4 protein-coding genes are annotated in these 8,595 nt (G+C 68.4%); 2 read left to right on the top strand and 2 right to left on the bottom strand.

From position 1 onward, the window contains the following. The coding region (locus HHX35_RS45015; RefSeq protein WP_220506542.1) for a ThuA domain-containing protein at positions 1 to 5,078 on the bottom strand (5,078 nt) is incomplete at its 3' end. A 187-nt stretch (positions 5,079 to 5,265) separates the two neighbouring features. After that, positions 5,266 to 6,549, bottom strand: a complete 1,284-nt coding sequence (locus tag HHX35_RS42140; RefSeq protein ID WP_139580882.1) for an ROK family transcriptional regulator — start codon at positions 6,547 to 6,549, stop codon at positions 5,266 to 5,268. A gap of 242 nt (positions 6,550 to 6,791) precedes the next feature. Here HHX35_RS42140 and HHX35_RS42135 point away from each other — a divergent pair, with 242 nt between their 5' ends. Both HHX35_RS42135 and HHX35_RS44410 read left to right on the top strand, forming a co-directional pair. After that, positions 6,792 to 8,132, top strand: coding sequence for an ROK family transcriptional regulator (locus tag HHX35_RS42135; protein ID WP_310739684.1), 1,341 nt, complete (start codon positions 6,792 to 6,794; stop codon positions 8,130 to 8,132). Positions 8,133 to 8,477: 345 nt separating this feature from the next. Next, positions 8,478 to 8,595, top strand: a 118-nt coding sequence (locus HHX35_RS44410) for an ATP-binding cassette domain-containing protein (RefSeq protein WP_142566646.1), incomplete at its 3' end; no start/stop codon positions are given.

Here is an 8,595-nt window from a genome sequence, read left to right as displayed (position 1 = left end):
CCGAACGGGGTGGTCAGCGTGATCGTCGCCGGCACATCGCCGTTGTTGACGGCCGTGACCGCCACGTAGGCCGAGGTGCCGATGCAGCGCGAGGCGGCGGTGACGGTCAGCTTGACCTCCGGCGAGGACGCCGGGGAGATCGTCAGCGTGAGCGTCTTGGCCTCCTCGGCGTTGCCCGCCTTGTCGGTCGAGCGGTAGGCCAGCGTGTGCTGCCCATCGCCGCTGACCTTGACCGGCTCGGTGTAGGCGGTCCAGTCACCGCTGTCGAGCTTGTACTCGGTCTTGGCGACCCCGCTGCCGCCGGTCTCGTCGACCGCCTTCAGCGTGACCGTGACAGGACCGGTGAACGAGCCGCCCTCCGGCTGCGCCGGGTCGGTCGTCGCCGTCGTCACCGGCGCGGTCTTGTCCTCACTTCCCGCCTTGATCAGCTTGAAGTAGTCGAACTTGACCGTCTTGGACGCGCCCTGGTTGGTGCCGATGGTGTAGACGCCGATCTTCGACTCGTTCGCCACGGCGCTGTTCTTCACCGCGGTGGTCGTGCCGTTGGTGGCCAGGTCGGTCCAGGTGGTGCCGTCGGAGGAGTAGGAGCCGGTGAAGCTGTCTCCCACCTTCTTCAGGCGCAGCCACCACACACCGGTGGTGCGGTTGTTCACCTGCGGCTGCGGGTTCTGCACGGTGCCGCCGACCTCGCTGCGCAGCTCGATCGTCCGCGCCACCGTCGACCCTGCGGTGTTGGTGGTGAGGAAGTCGAACTTCACGTAGTTGTCGTCGTCGCCGTACACGATCAGGCCGCCCTGCTGGTACTGCTCGCTGAGAGCCGAACCGTCGACCTTGGTCTCCAGCGTCCAGTCACCGCTCGGCGCCGTCTGCAGGATGAAGTTCTTCGGGCCGCTGTTGGTCGTCCCGTAGATGTCACCCGTCGTGGTGTCGAGCTCCAGGTTGCCGCCGGTCACGCGGGCAGCCGTCGCGTCGTAACGCACGTTGGCGTTCCAGCGGCAGTTGTCGAGCGTGGTGCCGTCGAACTGGTCGTCCGGCGTCGGCGGGGTGGCCTTGTCGTCCGGCGTGATCTGGAACCAGTCGAACGCCGCGTCCGTCACCGGGTGGTTGGCGCCGGCCAGCGAGATGAAACCGATCTTCGGGTTGGTGATCCCGGCGAGCGGCTTGGTCTCCGACATGGCGGTGAAGTTGGTGCCGTCGGAGGAGTAGTGAGCGGTGATGTTGGTGCCGTCGCTGATGAACCGCACGTACACCGTGTCGGGGTAGGTGTCCCCGAGGTTGGCGGTGTTGCTTGCCGTGACCTCGTTCGGGGCGCCCTTGTCCTCACGGATGAACTGGAAGATGCGGCTGGCGTGGTCCGGCCCGGAGGTCGAACGGCCCTCCAGCACCATCTTGGCGTAGTTGTCGTCGTCGCCGTACAGGATCAGGCCCGCCTGCTGGTAGGCGTCGGTCGCCTTCAGCGTCAGCTTGGCCGTGGCGGTCCAGGCGCCCGAGGGAGCCGGCTGCACGACGATGTTCGGCGTGTTGTTGGTCGTCTGGTAGATGTCGGTGGCCGAGGTCGGGATGATGAGGCTGCCGTCGGCGACCCTCAGGTCCTGGTTCTCCCGGATCACCGACCAGCGGTCCCGGTCGAGCTGGTTGCCCAGGAAGTCGTCCGAGCGGCCGCTGAAGCACACCGTGGCCGGCGTGTTCACCTTGATCGCGATCTGCTGGGTCGTGGCCGCGCCCTTGGCGTCGGTCACCGTCACCGTCGCGGTGTAGTTACCCGGGGCGGTGTAGGTGTAGCTCGCGTTGGCCGTCGTCGGCTGCGGCGCGCCGTTCACCCCGAAGTCCCACTTGTAGGTGAGCGGGGTGTCGCCCTCGGGGTCGGTGCCCGTCGCGGTGAAGTCGACCTTCAGCGGAGCGGTGCCCGTGGTCGGGGTCGCCGACGCGGTCACCGTCGGGCGCTGGTTCTCCGTGGCGCCCTTGCCGACGAAGTCGACCCAGTTGAAGTTGGCCAGGTTGGCGTCGTTGGCCGCGCTGGCCGGCTTGCGGACCACGAAGAAGATCGGGCCGCTGGTCGTCGGAACGTTGTTCAGGTCGACCGTGAAGTCCTTGAACGTCTGCCAGTCGCCCGTCGGAGTGATGTCCGCCGAGCCGATCAGCGTGCCGTTGTCGGGGTCGCCGACGCGGATCTGCACGGTGCCGCCCGCGCCGGCCGAAGAGGCCCGCAGCCGGATCGCGCTGATGTTGGTCAGGTTCACCGGGTCGAACGACCAGTAGTCGCCGTCCTGGATGAATCCGATGTTCTTCGCGCCACCCGCGGAGTCGGTGGTGTCCTCGATCTGGACGCCGGCGGCGTCCGTGCCGACACCGCCGGTCACCCGGCCGGTCTGCGAGAAGTGCTCGGCCTGCTTGCGCTTGGGCTGCAGGATGACCTGGCCCCGGCCGGTCAGCGGCTTGGCCCCACCGGCACCCTGGTCGGTGTAGCTGGCCTCGATCGCGTAGAACAGGTTGTCGTACTCACCGTGGCCCGAGGCGGCGGTCTGCACCGTGGCCTCGCAGCCCTTCATCTGGTCGAGCGGGTGACCGTGGGTGTCGTGACCCAGGATCGCCTGGATCTGCACCTTGTCGCAGTCGATCGTGCCGTCCTCGGCGTCGGTGACGGTGACCTTGAACTTCACCTGGTCGCCGAACTCGAAGAACGAGCCGTTCGGCGGCACCTCGACCTTGACGACGGGCTTGCTGTTGCCCGCGTTGATCGTCACGCTCGCCTTGCCGGTCACGCCGTCGGGGTTGGTGATGGTCAGGACGGCGCTGTACTCGCCGGCCGTCGTGTAGGTGAAGGAGGGGTTGGCCTCGGTGGAGTCGGTCTTGCCGTCACCGTCGAAGTCCCAGGCGTAGGTGATCGCCTTGCCGTCGGGGTCGCGCGAGCCCTCGCTGGAGAACTGCACGGTCAGCGGCAGCGGGCCGTCGGTCTTGTCGGCCGTGGCGCGGGCGACCGGCGGGCGGACGCCCTTGGTGTACTCGATGCGGTAGATGCCCGAGTCGGCGTTGTCGCCGCCGAAGCCCGAACCCCACTCGATCAGGTACAGAGCGCCATCGGGACCGAACTTCATGTCCATCGGCTTGAGGAACTTCAGCGTCGTCATGATCTTGTTCATCTCGACGAGCTTGGAGCCGTCCTCGTTCAGCTGGAACGACCACAGCGCGTTGTTGTTCCACTCACCGAAGACGGCCTTGCCGTCCCAGTACGCCGGCCACTTGATGTTCGACTGGATGTTCGGGTCGTAGCGGTAGACCGGGCCGCCCATCGGCGCGCCGCCGCTGAGCTCGGGGAAGTTGTTCGCGTCGGCGGCGTAGTGGTACCAGATCGTCGCCGGGGTCACCGGCGGCAGGTTGGTCAGGCCGTCGTTGTTCGGCGAGTCGTTGACCGGAGCCGCGCAGTTGAACGCCGCCCCCGACTGCTTGGTCGCGAAGTTGTAGTCGATGTACGGGGTGTTGTTGCCGATGCAGTACGGCCAGCCGAAGTTGCCCGGCTTGGAGATCAGGTTCCACTCGACCGTGTTCTGCGGGCCACGGGTGGCGCTGGCGGAGTTGGCGTCGGGGCCGTACTCGCCGAGCATGATGTTGCCCGTCTTGGGGTCGAGGCCGATCCGGAACGGGTTGCGGAAGCCCATGCCGTAGATCTCCGGCTTGGTCTTCGCCGTGCCCGGGGCGAACAGGTTGCCCGAGGGGATGGTGTAGGTGCCGTCGGACTCCAGGTGGATCCGCAGCAGCTTGCCGCTCAGGCTGTTGGTGTTGCCCGCGGTGCGCTGGGAGTCCCAGTAGGCCCGGCCCGACTGCTCGTCGATCGGCGCGTAGCCGTCGGAGGCGAAGGGGTTGGTGTTGTCACCCGTACCGAGCCACAGGTTGCCGGTCTTGGGGTCGATCACCATGCCGCCGCCGTGGTGGCAGCACTCGGCGCGCTGCACCGGGACGTCCAGCAGCTTCTTCTCGCTCGCCAGGTCCAGGCTGTCACCGGTGACCGTGAACCGGCTCAGCCGGTCGACGTTCTCCGAGCCGCTGGGCGAGTAGTAGAGGTAGATCCAGTGATTGGTGTCGAAGGCCGGGTCCAGCGCCATGCCGAGCAGACCGCTCTCGTTGGCGGTGAACACGTTCATGTGCGCGGCCAGGACCGAGCCACCACTGGGCTTGATGATCTTGACGTCGCCCAGCCGGTCGATGTAGAAGACCCGGCCGTCCTTGGCGACGTTCAGCATCATCGGGTTGGAGGTCTCGGTGTCGAGAGCCACCTTCTCGTAGCTGCTGCTCTGAGAGGCCGAGCAGTCGGCCTTCTCCGCACCCGCGGCGGTCTTGATACCGCCCAGGAGCAGCTTCAGGAAGTTCGCCTCGCTGTAGTTCTCCTTCTGGTGGCCGAGGCCGGTGTACCACGAGCGGCCACCGTCATAGTCCTGACACCACGTGTTCGGGTGGTCGGCGCCCATCGTGGCACCGGTGTAGGACTTCTCGTCCATCGACGTGAGCACATGGACCGTGCCACGCGGATTGGTCTGGTAGTCGTACCACTCGTCGGTGCGGGTCCAGGTCGTCGGCAGGTCCTTGGTGGACGGGTGCGCCGGGTCCTCGACCTTCACCGTGGCCTGCTGGATCGCCGGGTGCTGCTTGAAGTACGCCCCGACGAGCTTGCCGTACCACGCCCAGTTGTACCCGCTGTCGGCCGCGGCGTGGACACCCACGAAACCGCCGCCCTTTTCGATGTACCGCTGGAAGGCGTCCTTCTGCTCCTGGGTGGAGACGGGGTCGCCGGTCGTGGACATGAAGATCACGGCCTGGTACTGCGCCAGGTTCTCGTCCGTGAACTGGGTGCTGTCCTCGGTCGTGTCGACCGCGAAGTTGTTCTCCTGGCCGAGCTTCTGCACGGCCGCGATGCCCTCGGGGATCGAGTCGTGCCGGAAGCCGGTGGTCTTCGAGAAGACGAGCACCTTGAAGTCGGGCGCCGCCGCCGTCGTGGCGGCCTCGGCGCTCACGGGCGCGGAGAAGAGCGTGATGACGGGGGCGACGAGGGCCAGGGCCATCGTCGCCGCGGTCCGACGTCTCATACGTCGTCCTTTTTCTGGCAGGGCCGCATTATGCGGCCTGGCCCACGTTCGCTGACGTGGAGACATGGAAAACCCTTCCTGACCGGGGGGACGTCAGGCAAGGCGCGCGCCGCCGCGCTTATTGCCACTTGGTCGTAGCGGATATTTCGGTTGCTGGAGGGTGCCGTCTCCAGGTCTTTGGGGGCCGTCAGTAGGCTGCCGGCCGGGGTAATGGATCCATGATCGCCGCCGGGTCGTCGATGATGTGGTTGACCACCATGCTCGCGGCGCCGCGGGACGCGGCGCCGAAACCGAGCGTGGAGGCGACGAACCGGCACTGGGCGGCGGGAGCCGCCACCACGAGCCGCTGTAGCTGATCCTGCGCGTGCGGCAGCAGCCACTGGGCCAGTGAGGCGAAGTAGCCCCCGATGACGATCACTCGCGGGTTGAACAGGTTGGCCAGGATCGAGCCGCCGAGCCCGAGCCATTCGCCGACCTGTGCCACCGCCATCATCATCCGCCGGTCGCCCGAGGCCAGGCCTCTGGCGATGTCGGCCACTCGTTCACCGGGGTCGGGTACGGGCATGCCGGGCAGCCCGTACGCCTGCTCGGGCATGGCCGCACGGACGAGCGCGGCCAGGCCGACCTTGGTCTCCCAGCAGCCGATGCGGCCGCAGCCGCACTGGTCGCCGTTCGGGTCGACCCGCAGATGCCCGACCTCTCCGGAGAATCCGTCCGCTCCGCGCAGGAGCTTGCCGCCGGAGATGATGCCGCCGCCGACGCCGACCTCGCCGGTGAGGTAGACCAGGTCGGGTGTGCCGGCGGCGATGCCCGAGGTGTATTCGGCCAGCGCGGCGAGGTTGGCGTCGTTGTCCACCCGCACCGGCACGTTCAGCGGGCCGAGTATGGCGCTCAGCTGGTCGGCCAGGGGCAGGTCGTGCCAGTAGAGGTTCGGCGCGAGCGTCACGACTCCGCGTGTCACGTCCACCAGTCCGGGGACGGCCACCGCGATGCCGGCGGGAACCGCTCCGGCCCGCCGCATCGCCTCCACGGCCTCCTTGGCCACGAGCCCGAGCCGGCGCACGGCACTGTCCGGGCCGCTGCCCATCGTGTCGTAGACCGCCCGGCGCTCGACCAGGACCCGGCCACTGAGATCGGTGCCGTGGACCGCGATGTAGTCGACGTTGATCTCCATGCCCAGGGCGCCGACGTGGGCGCCGTGCAGCGCCACCGCCCGTCTGGGACGCCCGATCGCACCCACGTGCTCGACGCCGACCTCCCGCACGAGCCGCCGTTCCAGGAGTTCGGCCATGAGGTTGGAGACGGTGGCCCGGTGCAGGCCCGTCGCCTCCGCGATGTCGGCACGGGAGAGGGAGGTGTGGTCGCGCAGCTCGCGCAGCACCAGCGAGAGGTTCGCCCTGCGTAGCACGGCCGGACCCGCCGGCGGAGCCGCGCCGCCCGGGGCGCGGGTGAGTTGCGGCTCCTTCGTCACCCGCGCCACCTGCCTTTTGTTTGTCTCTGAGATCAATTAATGAGGGTTGTAACACGAGGATGTCCGGCTGCGCACCCCCGAAATGCGTAACGAGTTGGCATCGCTCGCATTTGTGCACTTCGGACCCCATACCGGACGCGGTTATCGTAACGTTACGTAACCTGCAACCGGTTTCACTCTTGTCTCACCCGGGGCTCACTGTCTTTAATTCGGCCAGCCATGCGAACTAATTGAGGAGCGGCGTGGAGCACAGCAGGGCCGACGGCCACACGACCGACTCGATGAGTCGCGGCGGGTCCGCGGGAGTTCCCGCGGACCAGGCCACCGTGCGCCGTTCCAACCTCGCCCTGGTGCTGCGTCACGTGAGTACGTACGGCCCGTGCTCCCGGTCGGCCGTCGCCGTCTCGACCGGGTTGAACAAGACCACCGTCACCAGCCTGGTGAGCGAGTTGCAGGCACGCGGACTGGTCAAGGAGACGGGGCCGCAGCACGCGGGCTCCGTCGGCCGCCCGAGTGTCGCGCTCGTCCTGGACGGATCGCGGGTCGGCGCCCTGGGCGTGGAAGTCAACGTCGACTACATCGCCGCGATCGCCTCCGACCTGGCCGGCAGAGTGCTCATCGACCGGCGCATCGGCTTCGACGCCATGGGATCCGGCCCGGAACGCTCACTGGACGAGCTGGTCCGCGTGATCGAGAAGACCGTCGCCGATCTCGACCGGCTCGGGATCGCTCTGGCCGGGATCACCGTGGCGATCCCCGGCCTGATCGACACCACAACCGGCACCGTGGTCGTCGCCCCCAATCTCGGCTGGCGCGGGGTGGCGGTGGCGGACCGGCTGTCCCAGGCCGACATCCGTGGGGACATCCCCATCACGGTGGACAACGACGCCAACCTCGCCGCCCTGGCCGAGTACACCTCGGGCGTCGCGGCGGGCACCTCCGACCTGGTCTACCTCACAGGCGAGGTGGGCGTCGGCGGCGGAGTCATCGCCGGTGGCCGGCTGCTGGGCGGAGCGGACGGATTCGCCGGGGAGGTCGGCCACGTCATGGTCGATCCATCCGGCGAGCGGTGCCGCTGCGGCCGTATCGGCTGCTGGGAGACCAAGGTCGGGCTGGCCGCGCTGGTGCGCATGGCCACACCCGACCGCGCGTACGGCACGGGCCCCCAGGTCGTCCGCGACCCGGAGGAACGGCTGGCCGAGATCGAGCAGCGGCGGGCCGAAGGAGACCCGCGCGTCGACGCCGCCGCCGTGGAGGTGGGCCGGTGGCTCGGAATCGGGGCGGCCATGCTGGTCAACCTCTTCAACCCGCGGGTGATCGTGCTGGGCGGGTACTTCGCCAGGCTCGCCGACCGGCTGATCCCCGCGGCGGAGCAGGAGTTGGCACGCCTCGGCATGAGCGGCGCCGTCGAGCGCTGCCGGTTCGCCGCCTCCGACCTCGGCTTCGGCGCCGCCTCACGCGGCGCGGCCGGAGTCGTCGTCGAACGTGCACACTCCGACCCCACAAGCATCACGGTCCGAACGTCCCCGGCCATAGGGGTGATGGAGGGAACCCCGATGGCCCGATTGCCCCACTCACCCTGACCCGCGTGTCCGCCACGCGGTCCCTACCTGTCGCCTGCCGAATCTAGACATCCCGTCCGCCTGACCGTCCCGTCCCACACGCCTCGGCACATCCCCGCCCATCCCGGTGCCGCGGCCATGGCGCATGCGGTCAGGCGGACGGGAACCCACATGCCCTTTTCCCACCCAGAACGTCCCGCCCGCCTGATCGGCCGTCCGGAAGCCGCACCGGCATCGATGACGCCGACCTCGATGCCGTCGCGGCGGTGCCAGCCGGCGCCGTCAGGCGGGCGGGACCACGGCCGCAAGTTTTCCAGGGAGGCTCCTGTGCCGCGGTCACCATCCGACTCGTCATCTCTGCTCCAAATGAGGGGGATCGTCAAGCAGTTCCCCGGCGTACGCGCGCTGGACGGCGTGGACCTTGAGGTCAGGGCCGGCGAGGTGCACTGCCTGCTCGGCCAGAACGGCGCCGGGAAGTCCACGC

Source organism: Microbispora sp. H10830 (assembly GCF_014161375.1).
GTDB classification, from domain to species: Bacteria; Actinomycetota; Actinomycetes; order Streptosporangiales; family Streptosporangiaceae; genus Microbispora; species Microbispora catharanthi.
This window is presented reverse-complemented; position numbering and strand designations above follow the sequence as displayed.